This window comes from Gaiella sp., from assembly GCF_035558935.1.
Classification (GTDB): domain Bacteria; phylum Actinomycetota; class Thermoleophilia; order Gaiellales; family Gaiellaceae; genus Gaiella.
Genome location: NZ_DATMBZ010000074.1, coordinates 13,840 through 37,278 on the forward strand (window position 1 = coordinate 13,840; position 23,439 = coordinate 37,278).

23 protein-coding genes are annotated in these 23,439 nt (G+C 71.6%); 4 read left to right on the plus strand and 19 right to left on the minus strand.

Annotation, left to right across the window (positions count from 1 at the left end; genetic code table 11):
- Positions 1-567 (minus strand): DNA-3-methyladenine glycosylase, encoded by a 567-nt coding sequence (locus tag VNM44_RS07635; RefSeq protein WP_325624514.1) that lies wholly within the window; start codon positions 565-567, stop codon positions 1-3.
- Positions 564-836 (minus strand): hypothetical protein, encoded by a 273-nt coding sequence (locus VNM44_RS07640; protein ID WP_325624517.1) that lies wholly within the window; start codon positions 834-836, stop codon positions 564-566. The genes VNM44_RS07635 and VNM44_RS07640 overlap by 4 nt, the downstream gene beginning before the upstream one ends.
- Before the next feature lie 36 nt (positions 837-872).
- Here VNM44_RS07640 and VNM44_RS07645 point away from each other — a divergent pair, with 36 nt between their 5' ends.
- Positions 873-1,997 (plus strand): DegT/DnrJ/EryC1/StrS family aminotransferase, encoded by a 1,125-nt coding sequence (locus VNM44_RS07645; protein WP_325624521.1) that lies wholly within the window; start codon positions 873-875, stop codon positions 1,995-1,997.
- 18 nt (positions 1,998-2,015) lie between these two features.
- Here VNM44_RS07645 and VNM44_RS07650 read toward each other — a convergent pair whose 3' ends face one another.
- Genes VNM44_RS07650 through VNM44_RS07670 form a run of 5 tightly spaced genes read right to left on the minus strand, consistent with a single transcriptional unit; the run spans position 2,016 to position 8,708 of the window.
- Entirely contained in the window at positions 2,016-2,942 is a 927-nt protein-coding gene (locus VNM44_RS07650; protein WP_325624523.1) for a branched-chain amino acid transaminase, read from the minus strand.
- A gap of 36 nt (positions 2,943-2,978) precedes the next feature.
- Positions 2,979-3,461 (minus strand): YbaK/EbsC family protein, encoded by a 483-nt coding sequence (locus VNM44_RS07655; RefSeq protein WP_325624525.1) that lies wholly within the window; start codon positions 3,459-3,461, stop codon positions 2,979-2,981.
- A 16-nt stretch (positions 3,462-3,477) separates the two neighbouring features.
- Positions 3,478-5,046 (minus strand): phosphoglycerate dehydrogenase, encoded by a 1,569-nt coding sequence (gene serA, locus VNM44_RS07660; protein WP_325624528.1) that lies wholly within the window; start codon positions 5,044-5,046, stop codon positions 3,478-3,480.
- Between the two features lie 4 nt (positions 5,047-5,050).
- Positions 5,051-6,202 carry an alanine--glyoxylate aminotransferase family protein gene (locus tag VNM44_RS07665; RefSeq protein WP_325624530.1) on the minus strand — a complete coding sequence of 384 codons (1,152 nt, stop codon included), beginning with the start codon at positions 6,200-6,202 and terminating at the stop codon, positions 5,051-5,053.
- Between the two features lie 49 nt (positions 6,203-6,251).
- Positions 6,252-8,708, minus strand: a complete 2,457-nt coding sequence (locus tag VNM44_RS07670; protein WP_325624535.1) for a penicillin acylase family protein — start codon at positions 8,706-8,708, stop codon at positions 6,252-6,254.
- A 41-nt stretch (positions 8,709-8,749) separates the two neighbouring features.
- Here VNM44_RS07670 and VNM44_RS07675 point away from each other — a divergent pair, with 41 nt between their 5' ends.
- Positions 8,750-9,364 carry a hypothetical protein gene (locus VNM44_RS07675; protein WP_325624537.1) on the plus strand — a complete coding sequence of 205 codons (615 nt, stop codon included), beginning with the start codon at positions 8,750-8,752 and terminating at the stop codon, positions 9,362-9,364.
- Positions 9,365-9,368: 4 nt separating this feature from the next.
- Here the strand turns inward: VNM44_RS07675 and VNM44_RS07680 are convergent, their stop codons facing one another.
- The 10 genes from VNM44_RS07680 to VNM44_RS07725 form a co-directional block, all read right to left on the minus strand.
- Positions 9,369-9,515: a hypothetical protein gene (locus VNM44_RS07680; RefSeq protein ID WP_325624541.1), complete on the minus strand. Its 147-nt coding sequence runs from the start codon at positions 9,513-9,515 to the stop codon at positions 9,369-9,371.
- On the minus strand, positions 9,512-10,813 hold the full coding sequence (locus VNM44_RS07685) for a hypothetical protein (protein WP_325624547.1): 1,302 nt from the start codon (positions 10,811-10,813) through the stop codon (positions 9,512-9,514). The genes VNM44_RS07680 and VNM44_RS07685 overlap by 4 nt, the downstream gene beginning before the upstream one ends.
- 68 nt (positions 10,814-10,881) lie before the next feature.
- On the minus strand, positions 10,882-11,322 hold the full coding sequence (locus VNM44_RS07690; RefSeq protein ID WP_325624549.1) for a hypothetical protein: 441 nt from the start codon (positions 11,320-11,322) through the stop codon (positions 10,882-10,884).
- A gap of 45 nt (positions 11,323-11,367) precedes the next feature.
- Positions 11,368-11,895, minus strand: a complete 528-nt coding sequence (locus VNM44_RS07695) for a hypothetical protein (RefSeq protein ID WP_325624551.1) — start codon at positions 11,893-11,895, stop codon at positions 11,368-11,370.
- 345 nt (positions 11,896-12,240) lie between these two features.
- On the minus strand, positions 12,241-13,314 hold the full coding sequence (locus VNM44_RS07700) for a sulfite oxidase (RefSeq protein WP_325624553.1): 1,074 nt from the start codon (positions 13,312-13,314) through the stop codon (positions 12,241-12,243).
- Positions 13,315-13,350: 36 nt separating this feature from the next.
- Positions 13,351-14,760: an Asp-tRNA(Asn)/Glu-tRNA(Gln) amidotransferase subunit GatB gene (gene gatB / locus VNM44_RS07705; protein ID WP_325624555.1), complete on the minus strand. Its 1,410-nt coding sequence runs from the start codon at positions 14,758-14,760 to the stop codon at positions 13,351-13,353.
- The gene (gatA, locus tag VNM44_RS07710; protein ID WP_325624557.1) at positions 14,757-16,175 is read right to left on the minus strand and encodes an Asp-tRNA(Asn)/Glu-tRNA(Gln) amidotransferase subunit GatA; all 1,419 of its coding nucleotides are present in this window, start codon (positions 16,173-16,175) and stop codon (positions 14,757-14,759) included. The genes gatB and gatA overlap by 4 nt, the downstream gene beginning before the upstream one ends.
- Positions 16,172-16,456: an Asp-tRNA(Asn)/Glu-tRNA(Gln) amidotransferase subunit GatC gene (gene gatC, locus VNM44_RS07715; protein WP_325624560.1), complete on the minus strand. Its 285-nt coding sequence runs from the start codon at positions 16,454-16,456 to the stop codon at positions 16,172-16,174. Before gatC ends, gatA begins: the two co-directional genes overlap by 4 nt.
- 115 nt (positions 16,457-16,571) lie before the next feature.
- Positions 16,572-16,781 (minus strand): cold-shock protein, encoded by a 210-nt coding sequence (locus VNM44_RS07720; RefSeq protein ID WP_325624564.1) that lies wholly within the window; start codon positions 16,779-16,781, stop codon positions 16,572-16,574.
- A 69-nt stretch (positions 16,782-16,850) separates the two neighbouring features.
- Positions 16,851-17,705 carry a bifunctional 5,10-methylenetetrahydrofolate dehydrogenase/5,10-methenyltetrahydrofolate cyclohydrolase gene (locus VNM44_RS07725; RefSeq protein ID WP_325624566.1) on the minus strand — a complete coding sequence of 285 codons (855 nt, stop codon included), beginning with the start codon at positions 17,703-17,705 and terminating at the stop codon, positions 16,851-16,853.
- A gap of 42 nt (positions 17,706-17,747) precedes the next feature.
- On the opposite strand from VNM44_RS07725, the gene VNM44_RS07730 reads away from it, so the two are divergent.
- Positions 17,748-18,644, plus strand: coding sequence for a hypothetical protein (locus VNM44_RS07730; RefSeq protein ID WP_325624568.1), 897 nt, complete (start codon positions 17,748-17,750; stop codon positions 18,642-18,644).
- Between the two features lie 3 nt (positions 18,645-18,647).
- On the opposite strand, the gene VNM44_RS07735 is transcribed toward VNM44_RS07730, so the two are convergent.
- A complete protein-coding gene (locus tag VNM44_RS07735; RefSeq protein WP_325624572.1) occupies positions 18,648-19,352 on the minus strand; it encodes a hypothetical protein in 705 nt (234 codons plus the stop codon).
- 67 nt (positions 19,353-19,419) lie between these two features.
- On the opposite strand from VNM44_RS07735, the gene VNM44_RS07740 reads away from it, so the two are divergent.
- Positions 19,420-22,611, plus strand: coding sequence for an AAA family ATPase (locus tag VNM44_RS07740; protein WP_325624574.1), 3,192 nt, complete (start codon positions 19,420-19,422; stop codon positions 22,609-22,611).
- Between the two features lie 15 nt (positions 22,612-22,626).
- Here VNM44_RS07740 and VNM44_RS07745 read toward each other — a convergent pair.
- Positions 22,627-23,439: hypothetical protein (locus tag VNM44_RS07745; RefSeq protein WP_325624580.1), on the minus strand; the 813-nt coding region annotated here is incomplete at its 5' end.

Here is a 23,439-nt window from a genome sequence, read left to right on the forward strand (position 1 = left end):
CTAGGCCCTCGAGACAGCCCTCCGTGACACCGCCGCCGACTCCGCATCCAGGTAGCGCCACTCCTTCTCCGTGGCCTTCGTGATCCCGATGCGGGTCGTGCGGGCGACCGTCGCAGGATGGTCCGGCGGGAGGAGCTCGAACGGCGCGTCGCGGAGATCCGCCCCGTTGTCGGCGTTCGTGATCCCGAGCGCCTGGGTCAGGCGCCCCGGCCCCGCGCACAGCAGCCTGTCCTGCGTCGTCCCACGTCGCGCGCGCATGGTGTCGAGCCCGTGCGTCGGCTCGAGCGCGCGCAGCAACACCGCGGAGCCGTGACCGGCCGGCCCGCAGACGATGTTCGCGCACCAGTGGATCCCGTACGAGCGGTAGACGTAGAGATGGCCCGGCGGGCCGAACATCACGACGTTGCGCCCCCTCGGCCCGCCGAAGGAGTGACTCGCGGGGTCGCTCTCCTCGTACGCCTCCACCTCCACGATCCGCCCGCCCACGCCGTCGAGGAGCAGCGTCCAGCCGATCAGCGACGGCGCGGCGTCGTGGACGCTGCCCGCGACGAGCTCCGCGAACGTCACTCCGCCTGCTCGAACAGCTGCGGGTGCTGCCGGAGCGCCGTGCGCCGGCCACGGCGGCTTCGCGCAGCAGGCTCGGCGGCGTCCTCGATCTCGGCGAGGATCGTCTCCTGCGTCCGGGAGGCGACGACCGGCTCCGGGATCCCCTCCACCCAGACGAGCGTCCGTCTGCCGCTCCCACGCTCGGCGCCCGTGATCGGCTCGAGCGCGTAGATCCGGTCGGCCCGGACGTACTTGCCGAAGCCGAGAAAGATCATGCCGTGCGAGGACACGGCCGTAGTATCGCCGCCCGGCTAGGCTCGGGCGCGATGACACGGGTCTACCTCTCCCCTCCCCACCTCACCGGTCGGGAGGCCGAGCTCGTCTCCGAGGCGATCGCGTCGAACTGGATCGCGCCGCTCGGGCCGCAGGTCGACGCGTTCGAGGCGGAGCTCGGCGACGTCGTGGGCGTCGAGCACGCTGTCGCGCTCTCGAGCGGAACCGCGGCGCTCCACCTGGCGCTCGTCCTCCTGGGGATCGGTCCGGGCGACGAGGTCGCGTGTTCCGACTTCACGTTCGCCGCCAGCGCCAACCCGATCGTCTACACGGGCGCGACGCCCGTCTTCGTCGACTGCGACGAGACGTGGACGATCGACCCCGGTCTGCTCGACCGCGCTCTCGCCGAGCGCCGCGGGGCAGGCGCGTCGGTCCGCGCGGTGATCGCCGTCGACCTCTACGGCCAGTGCTGCGACTACGACGCGCTGGAGGAAGTGAGCGCGCGCCACGACGTGGTGCTGATCCAGGACTCGACCGAGTCGCTCGGCGCGACCTACCGCGGCGCGCCGGCCGGAGGCCAGGGTGCGCTCGCGGCGTTCTCCTTCAACGGGAACAAGATCATCACGACGAGCGGCGGCGGGATGCTCGTCTCGCGGAGCCGCGAGTGGATCGAGCACGCGCGCAAGCTCTCGACCCAGGCGCGCGAGCCGGTCCCGCACTACGAGCACGTGGAGATCGGGTTCAACTACCGAATGAGCAACCTCCTGGCCGCGCTCGGACGGGCGCAGCTCGAGACACTCGGCGAGCGAGTCGCGGCGCGGAGGCGGATCCGTGAGCGGTACCGCGACCTGCTCGACGGCGTGCCGGGGATCTCGTTCATGCCCGAGGCGCCCTACGGGACGACGAACGCGTGGCTGACGTGCATCGTCGTCGACCCGGAAGCATTCGGGGCCGACCGCGAAACCGTGCGGCTCGTGCTCGAAGCCGAGGACATCGAGGCGCGGCCGCTCTGGAAGCCGATGCACCTGCAGCCGGTCTTCGCGTCGAACGTCTCGTTCGGCGGAGACGTCTCGGGCCGCCTCTTCGAGCGGGGGCTCTGCCTCCCGAGCGGGTCGTCGCTCACGGACGAGGATCAGGACCGCGTGGTCGCGACGTTGCTGTCCGCGCGGATGACGTAGCGGCGAAGCTCGAGCTGCCTACGCCGGCGCCGCCACCGTCTCGACGACGTCGAGCCAGTGGCTCCACTGCTCGGAGCGGCCGTTGACGACGTCGAGGTAGGTCTTCTGGATCTCCAGAGTGACGTCGCCGACCCCGATCTCCACGTCGTCGACCGCGCGCACCGGCGTCACCTCGGCCGCGGTGCCGGTCATGAACACCTCGTCGGCGAGCATGAGATCGGCGCGGATCAGGTCCGCCTCCTCGACGACGTAGCCGAGATCCTGGGCGATCTGGACGATCGCGTCGCGCGTGATGCCCGGGAGGATCGACGTCGAGAGGGGCGGCGTCAGGATGCGCCCGTTCTTGACCACGAAGATGTTCTCCCCCGGCCCGTCCGCGACGAAGCCGTTGTCGGTGAGCAGGATCCCCTCGTCGTAGCCGGCGCGCTGGGCCTCGGTCGTCGCGAGCATCGAGTTGAGATAGATCCCCGTCGCTTTCGAGACGTGCGGGATCACGTTCGGCCCGACGCGCTTCCAGGACGAGATCTTCGCGGTGATCCCCTTCGCGAGCGCGTCCTCGCCGAGGTACGCGCCCCACGGCCAGCTCATGATCACGGTCTCCACGGGGTTCCCGCGGGTATGGACGCCGAGCGAGCCATAGCCGAAGAAGGCGATCGGCCGGATGTACGCCGCGGGAAGCCCGTTCGCGCGGACGAGCTCGTGGGTCGCGCTGCGGAGCTCCTCGACCGTGTACGGGAGCTCCATGTAGAGGAGCTTCGCGCTGTCGTGGAGGCGCTGCATGTGCTCCGCGAGGCGGAACACCGCCGGGCCCTTCGGCGTCTCGTATGCCCGGATCCCCTCGAAGACGCCGGTGCCGTAGTGGAGACCGTGGACTCCGACGTGAACGGTCGCGTCCGCCCAGTCGACGAGCTCGCCGTTCATCCAGATCTTCGCGGTCTCCTCCATCACGTCCTCCGATCGCGGGCTTTGACGAAAGCGGTGTTACCGGGATTCCAGCACAACGTCCTCGACGCGGCCCCGCGTCAGCCGGACGAGCTCCGCGGGCGCGATCGCGACGACGTGGCGGGCGGAGCCGGCGCCGGCCCAAACCGTGCCGTGGCGGAGCAGCGTCCGCTCGACGAGCACGACGGCGACGCGCTCGAGGGGGAAGGGCGCCACGCCGCCCGGCTCGAATCCGGTCGCCTCGACGACCTCGTGAGCCCGCGCCACGGTCACACGGCGCGCGTCGACGAGGCGCGCCACCTTGCCGGTGTCGGCCTTGCGATCGCCCGGCACGAGGACCACGACCGGCGACCCGTCGCAGACGAGCACGAGCGACTTGACGATCTGCCCGAGCGTGCACCCGACGGCGTCGGCAGCGGCCGCCGCGGTCGGCGTCCCGGCGGGCAGCTCCTCGAGCCGCGCCTCGGAGCCGGTATCGCGGAGAAACGCCGCGACACGTTCGACGGGTCCCGGCCACTCCACGCTCAGCGCACTCCACTCATCCGAGGTCGACGAAGCGGACGTCGTCGAAGCCCATGTCGTGCAGCTGGTCGACGAGCTCGCTCGTCGCCGCCGTGTCGATCGAGAACACCATCAACGCCTCGCCGCCCTCCTTCGTCCGCGAGACGGCCATGTTCGCGATGTTGATCCCGCCGTCGCCGAACATCGAGCCGACGCGCCCGATCACGCCCGGCTGGTCGGCGTAGCGGACGAAGACCATGTGCGGCGTGATCTCCATGTCGATCCCGAAGCCGAGTGCCCCACCGAGAAAGAGCCGCGGCTCGGGCCCGATCGTCGTCCCGGAGACGGTGATCTCCTCGCCGTCCGAGAGGAGCCGGACCTCTACCGTGTTCGTGTAGTCACGCGACGTTCGGTCGCGCTCCTCGACGACGTCGATCCCCCGCTCGGACGCGATCACGGTCGCGTTGACGACGTTGACCACCTGGTCGACGCGGTCCTGGAAGACACCGTTCAGCACTGCGGCCGTGAGCAGACGCGTGTCGTACTCGCTCAGCGGGCCGTGCGCCGCCACCGTGATCCGCCTCGGCGGCCCGCCGGCCAGCTCGACGGCGATCCGACCGAGCTGCGAAGCGAGCGGGATGAACGGGCCGAGCACCTCGAGGTCGGCCTGGTCGACGACGGGGATGTTGACGGCGTTCGTGACGATGCCGCCGTCGAGCGCCGCGACGACCTGCTCGGCGACGATCACGCCGGCCCGGTCCTGCGCCTCGTCGGTCGACGCGGCAAGGTGCGGTGTCGACACGACCTGGTCGAGCTCGAGCAGCGGGCCCGAATAGGGCTCCGACGAGAAGACGTCGAGCGCCGCGCCGGCGAGCTTCCCCGAGCGGATCGCCTCGACGAGCGCCTCCTCGTCGACGAGCGCGCCGCGCGCGGCGTTGACGAGCCGCGCGCCGTCCCGCATCAGCGCGATCGCGTCGCGGTCGATCAGCCGGCGCGTCTCGTCGGTGAGCGGCGAATGGAGGGTGACGACGTCGGCGGCGCCGAGGAGCTCCTCGAGCGTCTCCGCTTGCTCCACGCCCAGCTCGCGGAACCGCTCGCGTCCGACGAACGGGTCGTATGCGACGACGTTCATCGCGAGGCCGATCGCCCGGCGGGACACCTGCTGGCCGATCCGGCCGAAGCCGATCACGCCGAGCGTCTTCCCCGCCAGCTCGATGCCACTCCAGCGCGAGCGCTCCCAACGCCCTTGCTTCAGAGCAGCATGCGCCTGCGGGATGTTCCGCGCGAGCGCGACGAGCAGGCCGATCGTCTGCTCTGCGGCCGAGACGATGGTGGACTCGGGCGCGTTCGCGACGACGATCCCGCGCCGCGTCGCCGCGTCGACGTCGACGTTGTCGACACCGACGCCCGCCCGGCCGATCACCTTCAGGTTCGCCGCGCGCTCGATCTCCTCGCGGCCGAGCCGGGTCGCTGAGCGGATCACGATCGCGTCGTACCGATCGATGATCTCCTCGAGCGGCGAGTCGGTGTCGATGTCCACCGCGAAGCGGCTGCGGAGGAGCTCGACACCCGCGTCGGCGATCGGCTCGCGGACGAGGACCCGCATCGAGCTAGGCGGGCGCGACGGAGCCGAACGCGTCGAACGCCGCCGGCGCCGCACGGCCGGCTTCGACCTCCGCGCCGGCGGCTGCCAGCTCGACCTCGATCGCGGTGAGCGCCTCGGCGAGATCGTCGATCGTCACGTGACCGATGTGACCGATCCGGAAGAGGCGAGAGACGAGGTCGCCGTGACCGCCCGCGATCGTGATCCCGTGCCGGTCGCGAAGGGCGAGCCGGAGGGCGACGGCGTCGATGCCTTCGGGAGTCAGCGCCCCCGTGAGCACGGCGGCACTGTCGTCGTCGGGCGAGTAGAGCTCGAGCCCGATCGCCTTGATCCCGGCGCGGCAGGCTCGACCAAGCGCGCGGTGGCGGGCGAAGGCCGTCTCGAGACCGTCGCGGAGCACGATGCCGAGCGCCTCGACGAGCGCGACGACGAGTGACGTCGCCGGCGTCGACGGAGTCGAGCCCTTCGCCTGGGCGCGTCGCTGACGCGCCCAGTCCCAGTAGAAGCGCGGCAACGTCGCCGACTCGGCGCGCTCCCAGGCGCGGTCGGAGACGGCGACGAAGGCCAGGCCCGGCGGTGTCATCAGCGCCTTCTGCGACCCCGTCACGACTGCGTCGGCACCCCACGCGTCGGTCTCGAGCGGCACGGCGCCGAGGCTCGACACCGCGTCGACGACGGACAGAGCGCCCGCCTGCCGACAGACCGCGAGCAGCGGCTCGAGATCGCAGACGACGCCCGTCGACGTCTCCGAGTGCACGAGGAACACCGTCGTCGCGCGGCTTTTGGCGAGGGCGTCTCGCAGATCGCCCGGGGCCGGAGCCTCGCCCCAGCTGTACGTGAGCGGGACGACGTCGCAGCCGAACGCCCGGCCGAGGGCCTGCCAGCGCTCCCCGAACTCGCCCTGCGAGACGGCGAGGACGCGCTCCGCCGGCGAGAGCAGGTTGACGACGGCCGACTCGAACGCCCCGGTCCCCGAGGAGGTCAGCACGAGAACCTCGTTCTGCGTGCGAAACACCTCCCGCAGCCGCTCCTGGGCGAGCGCGAAGACCTCCGCGAAGTCGGGCGAGCGGTGGTGGAGCACCGGCTCGGCGAGCGCGCGCAGCACCTCGGGCGGCACCGAGGTCGGGCCTGGCGTCAAGAGCTTCTGCGGGCGCGCCACCGCTCTGAGCCTACCGCGGCGTGGCTTCGGCGACGCCGCTGCACCTCGGCTAGCGGTGCGTTGCGAACGTGATCGCCTGCTGGAACGTCGGTTTGTTCGAGCCGCGCATCGTCCGCGTGAGGATGCCCGGTGCAAACCGGATCCGCTCCGCCGTGGCGTCGGCGCGCCACGTCGACGGATCGGTGCCCTGCGACGCCGCCAGCTCGCCGGCCGCCTGGTCGAGCACCGCCCACAGCGAGGCAGCGCACTTGGCGACGTCACCGGCTCCGCAGAACCTCGTCTGGTAGGCGCCTGCGACGGGGCGGCCGAGGAGCGAGCGGAGATCCTTCTGGACGTACGACCACCAGCCGCTGTAGGCGCTCGACCCGTCAGCCGAAAGCGGTGGGTCTCCGGGCACGAGCTTCGCGAGCTCCGTGCGCGCCTGCTCGTCGAGCACCGGGGCGAGGACCGCGTTCGCGAGCTTGTTCCAGGAGGCGTCGAGCACGGCCGCGCCGGGCGCGTCGATCTTCCCGTCGAGGTCCGCGTCGAGCCGGCTGCCCCCGGCCGCGTACCAGGCGTCGAGCTGAGCCGCCGCGCCGGCGGCTCGCGCGGTGCCGCTGCCCCGCGCGAGGACGTCGCGCAGCACCGGCCACACGCGCATCAGCCGGAGGTCCTGGGTCGCGGCGCCGTTCATCGCCGCGACCACGCTTGCGAGGGTCTGCTTCGGTCGGCGCTGGATCTCCGCCCAGAGCAGGTCGACGCGCTGGACCGGTCCCCACGTCCACTCGTCGTCGGCTCCCGCGTACCCGCGCGCGGGCTTGTTGTTCCAGTTGAGGATCACCCCGCTCGCGGGATTGATCGTCTGGGCGTGCGCAGAGGCCGGTGCGAAGCCCTGCCACTCGTACTCTCCGGTTCCCTTCGTCGGGAGCCCCGGGTCGACCGTCGCCGGTCGCAGCGGAAGCCGGCCGCTCGTGAACTGGGCGATGCTCCTCGAGTCGGCATAGACCCAGTTGAAGGTCAGCTCCATCGTCGACGCTGCGCGGAAGAAGTCCTTTGCCGACCGCACGCGGTTCATCGACAGGTCGAGGAAGAAGCCGAGCGAGCCGAGCTCGCGGCCGCGCGTCGAGCGCTTCACGGAGATCGCGACGCGCTTGCCGCCGACGGTCGCATAGCCCTGCACAGGGCCGTGCACCGTCTCGGGATACACGAGCTGGCGGTCGGGCTCGCCGGGCCGGCCGACGATCGTCCCGGCGTCGAACGTCGTCATAGCGCGACACTCGCCGCGGTAGACGTACATCGTGTCACTGCCGCAGAGCGTCTCGACGTACTGGTCGACGAGATCCGAGCCGGCGGATGTCGCGCTCCAGGCATAGTCGATCCCGCGGCCGAGCAGGATCCCGAACGAGATGCCGGGGAACGCCGCCCCTCGGGCGCGGTAGCCGCCGCCGTCGAGGTCGAGCTCGAGCATGATCTGCGGGTAGTACTGCCCCACCTGTGGGCCGGCGACGAAGAGCGGCTTGCCCGTCGCGGAGCGCTTCGCCCCGACGAGGAGCGCGTTCGACATCGGCAGGCGGGTGGTGGCCGTCGCCGACCGTGCCGCGGGCGTGACAGCGCCGGTCGAGTCGACGACGATGTTCCCGATCTCCGTCGAGGAGTGTGAGCCGTAGGCCACACGGCCCGGGACCGCGACGTTCGCCTCCTGGTCGTCGCGTTGGCGGAGGTCCTCCCAGACGCGCCGTCCCGCCTCGGCGCCGAGCTTTCGCTGGAGCAGGTCGAGGAACTGCGAGCGGCGCACCTCGTCCCCGCCGCCTGCGCCGAAGACGGCCCCGATCAGGCCGCCGACGGCGACCACGTCGTTCCGCGTCCAGGGCGCCAGCGGCAGGCCGGCCTTGCGGTACTCGGCATTGATGCCGGCGACGTACGCATCGATGATCCTGATCGCCTGCCGGCCTCTCGCGCCCTGGCCGCGCAACAGGTCGAACTGCTGCGCGAGGCGCGCCTCCGCCGCGACGCTCGGACGGAAAGAGCGGCCGGACAGCGCCAGCGAGAAGGCGTTCACGCCCGGCGCGTCCAGAGCCGCGATCCGCCCGGGGCCACGGAGGAGCTCCATGATCAGCTGCCGGTCGGCGGCGGTCGCCCAGCCCGCGCCGAAGGCGACGTTCTCCGCCGTCGTGCCCTTGATGTGGGGGACGCCCCAGCGATCCCGCGTGATCGTCACGCCGGCCTTCGGCCGCTCGATCCTCACGGCCTTCTCGCCCGGCGCGATCCCCAGCGTCTCGCGCTTGAAGTACCGGCGCAGGTCGGCGTCGGTCACGTTGTCGCGCAGGCGCGTGAGCCCCTCGTAGAGCGCGATCTGATCCGTGGAGTTCTTCGTGAACGCGACGCCGCCGGCCTGACCGGGAGGGAGGACGTTCCAGGCCTGGCTCGCGTGATCCGCTGGTCGCTTCGGCGCGACGGCGCCGGTCGCCACGGAGGTCGAGACGACCGCCAGAGCGAGGCCGGCGAGGAGTGCGCGACGACCGATCACGGGCGGGAAGCGTACGTGCGGCACCGTACATTTGTCGCTCCATGGACGTCCTCGTCCCGTTCGCAGCGGCGCTCGTCTCGTTCCGCCTCGCGGCCGAGCTCGTGCGCAAGCACCGGCTGCGCCGCGCGCCCGAGCTGCTCGCATGGGCGGCGTCGCTCGGCTCGTTCGCGGCGGCGTCGGCAGCGCTCGCCTGGGGCGCTGCGGCGGGGTGGGACGACAGGGCGTTCCGCGCGTACTACCTCTTCGGCGGCCTGCTCACGGCCGCGCTCCTCGGCGCGGGGTCGCTGCTCCGGGCAGGGGTCCGGGCGGCCGGGCCGGTGGTCGTGTTCTACGCCGGGCTCGCGGTCGGCGTCGCGCTCGCCGTGCCGATCGACCCGGCGGTGACGGGCGGCTCGATTCCCGACGCCGCCTCGCACCTCGAGCTGGTCCCCGCGCGGATCCTCGCGCTCGTGGGGAACATCGCCGGCACGGTTGCTGCGGTCGGCGTCGCGCTGACGGGCCTGCGGCGCCGTCCGCTCGGGAACTCGCTGATCATCGGCGGCGTCGCCGTCGCCGCGGCAGGCAGCGCCTTGGCCGGGCTCGGCCAGGGCGGCGGGTCGTTCTTCACGGCCATCGCCGCAGTTCTCCTCTACGCCGGCTTCGTCAGCCGGCGTTGAGTCTCTAGTCCCGCATCTCGGGGACGTGGCGCGAGCCGTCGAGGCGGCGACGCCGCTCCCTGAGCCAGATCCAGCCGAAGAAGACCACGAGCGCCAGGAGGATGACCCCCTCGACGACGAGGCTCATCCCGGTCGGGTGGTGCGCGATCACCCTCGCGAGAGCACCCACAGGCCCCCGACCGTGTAGAGCACCATCAGCCCGAGCATCGCGTACTGCGAGCGCAGAGCGGCGCGCCGCTCCGGGAAGATCGTCACGGCCCGGTCGTGCGCGACCGCGAGCCCGGCGACGTGACCGCCGACGAGCGCGCCGACCTGGACGTACCACGTCGTGTTCGGGGCGATGACCGTCAGGTCAGGCACGACGTGGGCCGTCCCGAACAGGTTCCAGCCCTTCCCGAGCGGGTCGGAGAGGAGCGGGACCGCGAACTGCCCCTGGACGACGAAGAGCGTGAAGTAGTGGGCGAGCATGTAGACGAACGCGATCGGGACGAGGGAGCGCAGGAAGTCCTCGACCAACGAGCGCGGCGCGTTCACCGTCCAACGCGCGAGCGCACATGCCGCCTCGTACGCGAGCGCCACGAGCAGCACCCCCGCGAGGAGCCCGCCGAGGCTCAGGAGCGTGACCAGCAGCTCGCCGACACCGGGTCGGTCGACGACGTACGGCGCCTCCACCCGAGCTGCAAGGTCCTGCCAGGTGGTGGTGCGGCTGTAGCCGTCGAACAGGACGGTGCCGAGCATCACGGCGATGAACGCGACCGAGCCAGGCGCCCCTTCCGCACCGGCGAGCCCCGTGAACGGCCATCGCGCGCGGATCCGTCCGTCGACGACGTGGAACGGCGCGATGCGGGCGAGGAACCGGTAGAGCACCGCGAACGCCTCGCCGTTCTCCTCCCAGGTGTCCCGGCCGAACGACGCCATCCCGAAGAGGGCGACGTAGGTGTAGAGGGCGGTCGCGAAGGCGAGCGCGCGCGGGCTCGCCGGGTCGGAGTAGGCGAGCTCGAGCGCTGCGAAGGCGAACAGACCGACTGCTGCGGGCCACCGGCCGAGCCGCTCGGGGTACACGGCGAGCGGCTGCACCTCGGCGCCACGGAGCTCGCGAAGCCAGACGAACGCATCCGCGATCGCGCGCCAGGGCGAGAGCGCGCGCCAGACGTAGCCGAAGACGACGGTCAGCGCCGGAAGGCCGAGCCAGAAGATCACGTAGATCCACGTCGGCGCGAGGTTGCGGAACGGGTCGGTGTCGCCGAACACGGCCGAGACCCACACGAGCACGAAAAGCGCGACGGTCAGCGCCTGGAGCACGATCCGGACGGGACCGAGCACGAGCCTGGAGAACGACGCCGCGAGACCGCGACCGCGTTCGCGCGCGGCGAGCAGCGGGTTGCGCCACAGGACGCCGAGGAGCACGAACGAGACGACGAGCACGACGGCGGCGCCCCAGTAGAACATCCACGCCGGGACCGGGAGATCCTGGATGCCCCCGATCCCGTGCGCGACGACGTCCGGCCGTGGAAGGGTCAGGGCTTGACCTCCAGGACGGCGAGCACCACGTCCGGGTGGTGGAGCTCGAGCTCGAACCGGCCGGGGAGCTCCGCCGTGAAGGGAATCCGCAAGGGGGTCCCGGGCGTCACGGGCTTCTCGATGTTGTAGCCGTGGAGGTGCACCGCCTCGCCGGCGTCGGTCTTGACGACCAGCACCACCTTCTCGCCCTTGTCGAGCGTCGGCCGCTGGATGCCGCCTTGCGGCCGGCCACCCTTGACGACGACCGTGATCGTCCTCGTCCTCGGGGCCGCTGTCGTGGTGGTCGGGGCGGTGGTCGTCGTCGTGGTGGTGCTCGTGGCCGCTTCCGTCGTGGTCGGCTCGGTGGCTGTCTCGGGGCTGGCGGCCGTGTCGCCGCCGCAGCCGGAGAGCGCGAGCGCGCCCGCGACGACTGCGACCAGCATGACTGGGACTCTCATCGGGTTCTCCTCGTCGTGCGCGCACTCGGGGCGCGCGGGGGCAGGCTACGTCGCGAGGAGAGCGGGCGGGTCGCGGCCGCTCGGGCGCGGCGGGGCTGCTGTCTCGGGGACGAGCATCGGACTCGCTGACAGCGGGAGCCATGCGCCACCCGCCGAGGCGGACCGCGCCCTGGTGGCGGTCAGCATCCCCGTGACGCGACGCACGACGACGGCGCAGAGCAAGGCGACGGGGATCTGGAGGACGAGGCCGAGCAAGAAGGTCGGGGTCGTGAGGAGCCATGGCACATGACCGGTGTGCGCGAGCCCTTCCACGTGCTCCTGGGCGGCGAACCCGAGCGGAGCGAGCGGCGCGAACCACCAGATGGAAGCCGACGTGAGGCTTCGGTCCTGCAGCGCAAGCCCGACGAGCGCGACGGTCGCGAGCACGGCGACGACCTGCGGGGCGTGATCGAGGTACGCGTGAACGGCGCCCGTCGGCGTTCCGGTGAGGCGGTAGGCGAGCGCGTGGGCCGCAAGGACGCCCGTCGCCGCGACCGGCGTCACGAGTGCCCAGGCAAGCGCGCGGCGTCCCACGTCCGAGGATCATGCCAGCGCACGCGCCGGCGGCTCGCGGAGACCCGCCTCAGAGGCTGATTGTCGTCGAGAGTTCAGCAGTGCCGAATGCGTGCCATCTCATCCACAGCCGGCGGAGCCGCCGTCGAAGTGGCCAGGGCGGGATCGAGGGGGTCGGTCGCTTACGCCGCCGGCATCGGGCGGTTGTGAATGGAACCGGGAGAATCCGGATGAAGAGCGGGATTGCGGCTTGTGGAGAAGTCGGCACGAAGTCAGCACCGTTTCCCCCTTGACAGGAATCGGTCTCTGAGGCCGATCTGGCGCCAACCGCCCCGCACGCAGCCGTCTCGACCGGCGGGTCGGATGTCAGCGAACGACGACCGGGACGCGCTGGACGGCGTTGTTCTCGTAGCCGCCCAGGTTCCATTCAGGCTCGAGCGGTTGTGCCTCGCCCGTGCCGTCGGTCGCGCGGCAGCACAGCGTGTACGGGCCGGGGCTCGCCGGCTCCCAGCGGAAGCTCCAGCCCGACCAGGCGAACGGATCCCGCAGGTCGTGGACGAGGTCTCCCTCGGCCCAGCTCGCGCCGGCGTCGTCGCTCACCTCCACCCGAACGATCGGAGCCTTTCCCGACCACGCGCGACCCTCGAGCACCACGGGTGCACCGCCTGCGACCACCCGGTCCCGCGTGAAGAAATCCGGGATTCCGGGCGGCGCCATCAGCGACCGGGGACGCATCCGGGTGACAGGGCGACCCTCCTCGTCCTCGCTCCGGCGGAACCGGTAGGCGTGCGCGACCTGGTAGCCGGCGAACGGCTCCTCGGTCACGGTGATCGAGGAGAGCCACTTGACGTTCGTCATTCCGTACCAGCCCGGAACCACGAGCCGCAACGGGAAACCATGTTGCGGGAGGAGCGGCGCACTGTTCATCTCGTACGCGAGCACGCAGCCCGCACCGCGCGCCTCCGCGAGCGGCAGGCTGCGCTCGTAGCGCTGCTCGACCTCGGCCTCGACCCCGCGGTCGAGCCCGCCGAACACGACGTCGGCCGCGCTGGCAGCGGGCTCCACCTCGTCGAGGAGCGCTGCGAGCGGAACACCGCGCCAGCGGGCCGTCCCCACAGCCTCCGTCAGCCATGGCTGGCTGATCGGACGCGGCTCGAGCAGCGCGCGGCCGTTGCCCGCGCACTCCATCGTCACGGCAACCTCGACCGACGGCCGCGCGCGAAGCTCGTCGAGCGAGAGCGACAGCGTCTGCCCGACCGCGCCGCCCACTTCGAGCCGGAACGACCCCGGCTCGACGAGCGGGACGTCGTAGTGGATCAGCAGGTAATGGAGCCCCGCAGGCGTGATCGGCCAGCGAAGCGCCTCGAGCGGCATCGCGTGGTTCCGCGCCGCGAGCCGGAGCTCCTCGAGGCTGATCCCGCTGTCGGCCGAGACGGACACCGCGCCGACGTTAGCCCTCTGTCGCCGCCGCGTCCATCAGCCGGCGAGCTTCGCTCGCACGAGCTCGTTCACCGCGCGCGGGTCGGCCTGCCCCTTCGTCTCCTTCATCACCTGCCCGACGAAGAAGCCGAGTAGGCCGTCCTTGCCTCCACGGTATTGCTCCACCTGGCCGGGGTTGGCGGCCAGAATCGCGTCGACCACCGGCTCCAGCGCCGCCGTGTCGGAGACGACCTCCTGCGCGACGTACGGCTCCGCGGAGAACCCCGGTTCGCCGACCCGGCCGATCGCCTCGTCGAACGCCGAGCGCGGGATGCGATCGCGCGCCTCGACGAGCTTCGCGAGCTCGTTCGCGGCAACTGCCCCGGGGTCGACGCCTGCACCGACCAGCTGATTCGCGATGACGTTGCTCGCCGCGACGCCGTCGGCGCCCGCGGCAACGGTCGCCTCCCACAGCGGGTCGAGCCCGCCTGTGACGAGGACCAGCGCCCGCTCGTGGTCGAGCGTCTCTCCGATCCGCCCGATCCGCTGGGCCGGCAGCTCGGGGAGCTCGCTCCGCAGCCGATCGACGATGTCCTCCGGCGGCTCGACGGGCACGAGGTCGGGCTCCGGGAAGTAGCGATAGTCGTCGGCCTCCTCCTTTGCGCGCCGTGGCGTCAGCGTGCCGGTCGCGACGTCGAAGTCGTACGTGTGCTGCTCGACCTCCCCACCCGACTCCCAGACTGCGATCTGGCGCTCGACCTCGGCCTCGATACCGCGCGCGATGTGGGTGAAGGAGTTCATGTTCTTGATCTCGCACCGCGTCCGCAGCTCGTCCGAGCCGGCCGGGCGGACCGAGACGTTCGCGTCGACCCGCAGCGTGCCCTTCTCCATCTCGGCGTCCGAGATCCCGAGCTCGACGATCGTCTGCCGCAGGAGCTGGAGGAACCGCTTCGCCTCCTCCGCGGAGTGGATGTCGGGCGCGGTGACGATCTCGACGAGCGGCGTGCCGCCCCGGTTGTAGTCGACGAGCGTGTACTCCGCGCCGCCGATCCGCCCCGTGCGGCCACCGACGTGGACGTTCTTCGCCGCGTCCTCCTCGAGGTGGGCCCGGACGATTCCTACAGCATGCTCGCCATCTGGCAGCGGTACTATCACATTGCCATCAATGCAAGAAGGAAGATCGTACTGGGAGATCTGATAGCCCTTGGGGAGATCGGGATAGTAGTAGTTCTTGCGGGCGAAGACGGCCCGCGGAGCGATCTCGCAGCCGAGCGCGAGGCCGAGCTTCACCACCCATTCGATCGCCGTCCGATTGGGCACCGGGAGGGCGCCCGGGAAGCCGAGGCAGACGGGGCACGTCTGCGTGTTCGGCGCGGCGCCGAACCCCACCGGGCAGCGGCAGAACATCTTCGTCCGCGTCTTCAGCTGGACGTGGATCTCGAGACCGATCACGGGCTCCCACGTCATGTGCGCAGCCTCTCGGGAACGAGATCGAGACCGAGCGCCCGCTCGAGCGCATGCCCTGCGCGGAAGAGCGCGTTCTCGGCGAACTGCGGACCGACGAGCTGGAGCCCGACCGGGAGACCCTCCGAGAGCCCGCACGGGACGCTGAGACCCGGCAGCCCGGCGAGGCACGAGGGGATCGTGAGGAGGTCGCACGCGTACATCGCGAGCGGGTCGGCCGCCTTGTCGCCGATCGGGAAGGCGACCGTCGGCGACGTGGGCGTCGCGAGCACGTCGAACGACTCGAACGCGGTCGCGTGCTCGCGCACGATCAGCGTCCGCACCTTCTGCGCCTGACCGTAGTAGGCGTCGTAGTAGCCCGCGGAGAGCGCATACGTCCCGAGCATGATCCGTCGCTTCGGCTCCGCCCCGAAGCCGTCGTCCCGGGTCCGCTCGACCGCGTCGCGGTACGTCTCCCCCTCGCTTCGCGGCCCGTAACGGACGCCGTCGTACCGCGCAAGGTTCGACGACGCTTCGGCCGGCGCGATGAGGTAGTAGCACGGCAGCCCGTATTCGAACGAGAGGGGCAGGTCGCACTCGTCGACGTGCGCCCCGAGCTCCTCCGCGAGCACGAGCGCCGCCTCGAACGCCGAGCGCACGCCGGGCTCGATCGCCTCGAGCGCGACGGCCTGCCGGGGGACTCCGATCCGCAAGCCGTCGAGCCGCTCCGCGGTGGGCAGCTCGACGGGCGCCGGCAGCTCGACCGTCGTCGAGTCGCACGGATCGCGTCCGGAGACGATCCGGTAGAGCAGCGCGACGTCGCGCACGGTCTTCGCGACCGGGCCGATCTGGTCGAGGCTCGATGCGAACGCCACGACGCCGTAGCGCGACACGGTCCCGTAGGTCGGGCGCAGGCCGACGTTCCCACAGAGCGCCGACGGCTGCTTGATCGAGCCCCCGGTGTCCGAGCCGAGGCCCCACGGCGCGAGTCCCCCGCTCACCGCTGCAGCCGTGCCGCCGCCCGAGCCGCCGGGCACCCGCGAGGGGTCCCACGGGTTGCGGGACGGCCCGAAGGCCGAGTTCTCCGTCGACGAGCCCATCGCGAACTCGTCGGTGTTCGTCTTGCCGAGCAGCGTCAGCCCGGCCGCCTTGCAGCGCGCGGCGACGGTCGCGTCGAACACCGGCACGTAGCCCGAAAGGATCTTCGAGCCCGCCGTCGTCTCGACGCCGCGGGTCGAGATCACGTCCTTGAGCGCGATCGGAATGCTCGATCCCTCCGGCTCGTCGACGGTGCGCAGGAATGCATGGAGCTCGGGATCGCGCTCGCCGATCGCGTCGAGGTAGGCACCGTGGAGCTCTTCGGCCGAGACCTCGCCTCGCTCGACGAGGCCGAGCGCGTCCTCCGCGGTCAGCCGCAGGGTGTCGACGCCGGTGGTCATGCGGTCGGCGGAACCCGGAACATGTCGCGCTCCGAAGCGGGCGCGTTCCGCAGCACGTCCTCGAGCGGCAGCGAGTCGTGCGGCTCGTCCTCGGCCCACGAGTTCACGAGGTCGAGCGGATGGGAGGTCGGCGGCACATCCGCGAGGTCGAGCTCCGAGACCTTCGAGACGGCGTCGAGGATCGCGCCGAGCTCACCGGTCAGCTGCTCGACCTCGGCCTCGGAGAGGTCGAGGCGCGCCAGCCGCGCCACGTGCAGCACCTGATCCCTCGTGATCGCCACGTCGATCCATCCTTCCAGAAGCCCGTAAGACGGCGGCGGGCCCTCGTGGGCCCGCCGCGGAACGAATAGCTGTGTAGATGCCAGGCTCGAGCCTGGCACCCACGATTCCCTCGTCTTAGGCCACGGCCGTGACGTTCGCGGCCTGGGCACCCTTCGGCCCCTGCACCACCTCGAACTCCACCTTCTGGCCTTCCGTCAGGGACTTGTAGCCCTCGCCGCTGATGGCCGAGAAGTGGACGAAGACGTCATCGCCGCCCTCGCGTGCGATGAACCCGAATCCCTTCTCGTTCGAGAACCACTTGACGGTGCCCGTCTCTACAGACAACGAACGTCCTCCTGAGGACAGCATCGGCGCGGGCCGACGCGAGATACACGAACGGCGGACAACGTATCGTCAGAGCGTCGGGTATGCAAGGAGCCCGCGGCGATAGCGAGCGGCCTTGACGGCGCTCTCGAGCAGGAGCGCGATCGTCATCGGCCCGGTGCCTCCCGGCATCGGCGTCAGGAGCCCCGCGACGTCGGCGACGGCCGGGTCGACGTCTCCCCGGATCCCCTCCTCCGTCCTGGTCAGCCCGACGTCGAGGATCGCGGCCCCCGGTTTCACCATGTCGGCCGTCACGATTCCGGGCACACCGACCGCGGCGACGACGATGTCGGCCCGCCGCACCTCCGCTGCGAGGTCCGCCGTGCGCGAGTGACAGATCGTGACCGTCGCGTGGGCCTGGAGGAGCAGCATCGCCGCGGGCCGTCCGACGATCTCGCTGCGCCCGATGACGACGGCGTTCTTCCCCTTCGGATCGACTCCGTACTCGGCGAGCAGCGCCATGCAGCCGGCGGGTGTCGCGGGAACGTGCAGCGGCGTGCCGAGGTAGAGGTTTCCCGCGTTGACAGGGTGGAAGCCGTCGACGTCCTTGTGCGGCGCGACCGCGTAGGTGACGCGCGTCTCGTCGATCTGCGAGGGCAGCGGCAGCTGGACGAGGATGCCGTCGATCTCCGCGTCGTCGTTGAGGTCGTGGACGAGCGCGAGAACCTCGTCCTCCGACGTCGACGCATCGAGCCTGATGTCGCGTGCGTCGATCCCCGCCTCCGTCGCGGCGCGCTGCTTGAGCCGGATGTACACGTCGGACGCCGGATCGTCACCGACCAGCACCGTCGCGAGCCCGACGTGCCCGAGCGCCGCGATCTCGCGCGTGACCTCGCCGCGGAGCCGCTCGGCCAGGGCCTTGCCGTCCATCAGCGTCGCAGGCACGGCGCGACTCTACTTGCGGAGCACGACTCGTACGCTTCCTCCATGCGGCACGAGCTCGATCGCGGCACGCTCCAGTCCTCCATTCGAGCAGCGGCCCTCGTGTTCGTCGTGGCGTGGCTCTTCAGCGACGACCTTCGCGCGTGGATCCCCGTCTGGCTCCCGATCGTGATTCTCCTCGCAGCCGAGGTCGAGTTCGTGCTCCGGGGACGCACCGAACGGCCCAGGCACGAGAGCCGTCGCGTCGCGCCCGGCCCCGAGGACGCCGACCTCGGCTTCGGTGAGCTCGTCGAGGACGACGACGGCATCCGCTTCGTGCCGCCGCCGGCGCGGCCCGAGCGCGCGCGTCGACGCCTGGCGTGGGCCGTCGGCGGCGTGCTCGCCGCAATCGTCGTCGCGCTCGCCGTGCGGAGCGACCGGGCGGCGACCTGGCAGGCGCTGTCCTCCGACGACCGCGCCAAGGCCGAAACGCGATTCACGGCAGAGGCGGCGCGGATCGCCGGGGCCTCGGTGCGCGTCCGCTGCGACGACGGCTACTCGTTCACCGGCGCTGGGAGCGACACACTCGGCATCGCCTTCCCGCGGTCCGGGCTCACCTACCTCGACCCCACCGTTTGCCGCAGGCTGTACGACCTTGCGTTCCGAGGACGAGGAAGCGACGAGCGGACGATCGACTCGATCATCGTGCTCGCCCACGAGGCCGTGCATCTCGGCGGCGAGCGCCGCGAGGGCGTCACCGAATGTCTGGCGCTGCAGGCGGCCGGGCCGCTCGCCGTGCGCCTGGGCCTGGACGAGGGACGGGCGCGGCGGCTGCTCGACGCGGCCTTCTCGAGCCGCCTCGCCGAGCGCAACGTGATCCGTGCGGCGTATGCGCTGCCGTCGAGCTGTCGCGAAGGCGGTGCGCTCGACCGTCGGCCGGGCGACTCGAGGTTCCCGTTCTGACGGTCAGCTGAGCCGCTCCTCGAGCCGGCGGCGGACGAGCGCGACGCTCGAGGCGCCGAGCGGCTCTCCGAGCACGGCGGAGCCGAGCGCGTTCGCCTCGACGACGATCCGCTCGCGCTCGGTCTCGAGCGTGCCGCGCACGACGAAGAGCGCCGAGCGCACCTGGCCGCCCCAGTCGTCGAGCTCGTCGAGTGTCGTCCCTGGCTCCCGTCCTGCCGCCTCGGTGACGCGGTCGTTCGCCCTGAGCTCGGCCGCGATCTCGGCCGCGGCCCGCGCGAGCGCGTCCCCCTCGCCCGCGAGCGCCTGCTCGTGGGTGTCGAGCTCCGTCGAGCGCTCTCGGAGCCGCGCGAGACGGGACTCGGCGTCGCGCTCGGCCTCCCCTGCGGTCCCGAGCTCCCGCCTCGCGCGGTCGAGCTCGTCCTCTCGTTTCCGGCGCGACGACTCGAGAGCCGCGACGCGCGCCTCTGCGCGCTCGAGCTCCTCTCGGGCCCGCGCCGCGTCGGCGTGCGCCTCGTCGAGCCGCCGGCGCAGCTCGTCACGCTCGAGCGGGAGCCCCTCGAGCGCCGTGCGCACCTCCCCGGCTCGCGCGCGGACGGCGCCGACCCGGTCGGCGAGCGAGCGGATGGTCTCGAGCTTCTCCGCGACCGCCTCGTCCCGGCGTTCGAGCTCGGCGGCGTCCGCGAGCAGCGAAACGGCGTCGGCTGCCACAGGGCCATTCTGGCAGTACGTGGTGAACGAAGACCAGCAGCGCGGGCGCGGTTCGTAGACTCGTCCCATGAAGGTGTGCGGGGCCTGCGGCGTCGAAAACCCCGATATCGCGCGCTTCTGCCTCGCGTGCGGCACGCAGCTGGCCGAGGCGCGTCCTCCCCAGGAGACGAGGAAGGTCGTGACGATCGTCTTCTCGGATCTCAAAGGCTCGACGAGCCTCGGCGAGGCCCTCGACTCCGAGGCGCTGCGGGAGGTGATGACGCGGTACTTCGACGCCATGCGGGGCGAGCTCGAGCGTCACGGCGGCGTGATCGAGAAGTTCATCGGGGACGCCGTGATGGCGGTCTTCGGGCTGCCACGGCTGCACGAGGACGACGCGCTGCGCGCGGTCCGGGCCGCTGCGGGCATGCAAGCCGCACTCGAGGAGCTGAACGGCGAGCTGCAACGCGTCTACGGCGTGCAGCTCGCCAACCGGACCGGCGTCAACACCGGGGAGGTCGTCGCCGGCGACCCGGCGACCGGCCAGCGGCTCGTCACAGGGGACGCGGTCAATGTCGCCGCCCGCCTGGAGCAGGCTGCCGGCGAGCGCGAGGTCCTGCTCGGCGGCCTGACGTACCGGCTCGTCCAGGACAGCGTCGACGCCGAGGAGGTCGAGCCGCTCGCGCTCAAGGGCAAGTCCGAGCCGGTCCCTGCCTACCGCCTCGTCCGCGTCCACGAGGTGGTGGACGCCGACGCCCGGCACGGCGCGCCGCTCGTCGGCCGCGAGCACGAGCTCGAGGCGATCACGGCGACGCTCGACGAGGCGGCTGCGACCCGCTCGGCGCGTCTCGTGGCGATCGTGGGCGACGCCGGCGTCGGGAAGTCGCGCCTGACTGCCGAGTTCCTCGAGCGCGCGTCCGAACGCGCGCTGGTGCTCGAGGGCCGCTGCCTGCCCTACGGGGACGGCATCACGTTCTGGCCGGTCGCGGAGGCCGTTCGGGCCCAATCCGGGATCGTCAACGACGACGGGGGCGACGAGGCGCGCGAGAAGCTCGCCTCGTTCGCGGGCGGGGCCGGCGAGGACGTCATGAGCCGCCTCTCCTCCGCGATCGGGCTCGCCGACGAGCCGTATCCCGTCGAGGAGCTCTTCTGGGCCGTGCGACGGCTGCTCGAGCATCTTGCGTCGGAGCGGCCGGTCGTCTTCGTCGTCCAGGACGTCCACTGGGCGGAGCCGACCTTGCTCGAGCTGCTCGAACACCTGGTGCAGGCGATCGACGAGTCGCCCGTCCTCCTGGTCTGTCCGACCCGGCCGGAGCTACTCGAGCAGGCGCCGGACTGGGGTTCGGGCGAGGGGGCGACGCGGATCGTCCTCGACCCGCTCGACGCCGCGAACAGCAAGGCGATGATCGAGGCGCTGCTCGGCGGGGCGTCGCTCGAGCCGGCCGTGCTCGAGCGGATCGTGGCCGCCGCGGAGGGAAATCCGCTCTTCGCCGAGCAGCTCCTTCGGATGCTCACCGACGAAGGCGCGCTCGAGCAGCGCGACGGCACCTGGGTCGCCTCGAGCGACCTCGCGGAGCTCCACGTGCCGCCGACGATCCAGGCGCTCCTGGCGTCACGCCTCGACACGCTCGAGCACGCCGAGCGCTCGGTGATCGAGCCGGCCTCGGTCGTCGGCCACGTCTTCCCCGAGGCGGCCGTCGCGGCGCTCGCGCCGCCCGACGTGTCGCCGCGTGTCCCGCTCGAGCTGGCGACGCTGACGCACAAGCACCTCGTCGAACGGGTCGAAGACGGTGAGGACGGAGCTCATCGCTTCCACCACATCATGATCCGCGACACCGCCTACGAGGGGATCCTGAAGCGGGCGCGAGCCGATCTCCACGAGCGGTTCGTCGTCTGGGCCGACGGCGTCAACCGTGACCGCGGCGTCGAGTTCGAGGAGATCCTCGGCTACCACCTCGAGCAGGCATGGACCTACCTGTCCGAGCTCGGGCCGCTCGACGATCGCGGGCGCGCGATCGGAGAGGACGCCTCCCGTAGGCTCTCGTCGGCGGGGCGCCGAGCCTTCGGCCGCGGGGACGTCCCGGCGGCGGCGACACTTCTCGGCCGGGCAGCCGCGTTGCTTCCCGAGGCGCACCCGCAGCGGTTGCGCCTGCTCCCGGAGCACGGCGAGGCACTCCTGCTCATGGGGCGCTTCGACGCTGCGACCGCGGTGCTCGACGAGGCGATCGGGCACGAGGGCACCGCGCCGGCAGCTGCGGCACGGGCGAGGCTCGTGCAGCTGCTCGTCCGCCTCCGTACGGGTGACGAGGGCTGGGACCCCGCGGCGGTCGAGCGGGAGATCGCCGGCACGATCGAGGTCTTCCGGGACGCCGGCGACGAAGCCGGCCTGGCGATGGCATGGCGCCTCCTCGCGTGGTTGGCGGGCATCGCCTGTCGGTTCGGCGACGCGGCCGAAGCCTCGCGCCACGCGATCGAGCACGCGAAGCTGGCAGGCGACGTCCGCCAGGAGCGACGCGCCACGGCCACGTACGCCGCCGCCGCCGCGCTCGGCCCGACGCTCGTCGACGAGGCGATCGAGCGCTGCGAGGCCGCGATCGAGCTGACCGCGGGCGACCGGCAGTCCGAAGGGATCGTCCTGTCGGTGCTCGCCACCCTCTATGCGATGCAGGGCGAGTTCGACCACGCGCGCGCGCTCGCAGCGCGCGGACGGACGGTCTTCGACGAGCTCGGGCTCGACATGGAGAAGGCGCGGCTCGGGATGGAGGCGTCGAGCATCGAGCGACTGGCGGGCGACCTCGAGGCGGCGGAGCGGGAGCTCCGGGCCGCGTACGCCGCCCTCGACGCCGTCGGCGAGCGGTACGTCCTCTCGACAGTCGCCGGGTTCCTCGCCCAGACGCTCCTCGAGCTCGACGAGCTCGAGGAGGCGAGCGCCTTCTGCGACCGCAGCCGCGAGCTGGCCACCGACGCCGACGTGGCGACGCAGGGCCTCTGGCGCTATGTCCGGGGACGCATTCTCGCGCGGCAGGGCGCAGCTGCCGACGGCGAGCGGATCGCGCGCGAGGCACTCGCCTACCTCGCCCCGACCGAGGCGATCGTCTACCAGATCGAGTGCCACGTCGCGCTCGGCGAGACGCTGGCGGCCGGTGGACGCGTCGACGAAGCCCGGCTGGCGTTCGACGACGCGCGGGTCCTCGCGCAGGAAAAGGGCGGCGTCGTGATCCTCGGCGGCGTCCTGCGCCGCATCGAGGCTCTCGACGCCGCCCCGAAGACGACGACGTGAGTCGTTCTCGCTAGGTCACCAGCTCCACGGCCCGTTGGTCTTCGCCTTGGTGACGATCGTCCAGGTCTTGATCCCCGGCCCCTTGGGCGGGTCGATCGAGACGACGCAGCCGTTGGGGTCGGTGTTGTCGGCGTCGAGCGGCTTGCACGGCGGGAGCGCCTTCGTCGTCGAGTTGTGGAAGACCTGCGTGATGGTGTACTTGGGCTGTCCCGGGCTCTGGAGCGCGGCGTCCGCGACCTTGAACGTGAACACGATGAACTCGTCGCCGAAGGTCGCCGGGGTGCCGTCAGGGCAGTTCGCACCCGGCGCGGCGATGCAGATCAGCGATTGCCGAGCGACGTTCGCACCCTCCGAGGGCTCGGTGATCGTGCTCGCGACCCCGCCGGCGGCGCTGGCGGGAGCGAACGAGGCCGGGAGGCAGAAGGACGAGACGACGGGGTTGTTCTTCGCGTCGAGTGCTGTATTCGTGCTGAGGTTCGTCTCGCCCGCAGCACAGCCCTTGAGCTCGTAGCCGCCTGCGCGGTTCCGGTTGCTGAGCGTCGCGTCTGTGTCGTTGACACCGAGCAGCGAGGCCTTCCTCGTCAGCCCGAACGTCTCGTTGCCGTTGGTCTCTTTTCCCTCCTTGATGAGCCAGGTCCCGGTGGCCGACAGGCACTCGAAGCAGCCGGCTTTCGTCCCACCCTCGGGCGCCTTCCAGACGACGGTGACCGTCAGCTTGTTCGCCGCTCCCGGCGCTAGCTGTCCGAAGTTGCAGGTGAGGACGTTCGTCACGGGGTCGAAAGCGTCAGCGCCACAGGACGACGTGACCGGCGTCGCCACGTCGGTCCC